General features: G+C 61.8%; 1 pseudogene. It reads left to right on the top strand.

The features are described 5' to 3' along the window. A pseudogene (locus tag J5M67_RS29440) lies at window positions 1-228 on the top strand (arylsulfatase); the annotation flags it as partial.

Raw genomic sequence — 228 nt, 5'->3', positions numbered from 1 at the left:
ACCCGGCCTTCATCAAGGCCGCTTCGCCGCGCGGGGTGATCCATTCCTTCGCCGACGGCAAGATCGAGGACACCGGCCCGCTGAACAAGAAGCGGATGGAGACCATCGACGACGAGACCACCCAGGCGGCGATCAACTTCATCGACAAGCAGGCCAAGGCCGACAAACCGTTCTTCGTCTGGATGAATACCACGCGCATGCACCTCTTCACCCACGTGCGCGACTCGA

This window comes from Pseudomonas sp. 30_B (assembly GCF_017491605.1).
Lineage (GTDB): Bacteria > Pseudomonadota > Gammaproteobacteria > Pseudomonadales > Pseudomonadaceae > Pseudomonas.
The sequence above is the reverse complement of the archived record's forward strand: the minus strand, read 5'-3'. Positions and strand labels throughout refer to the sequence as shown.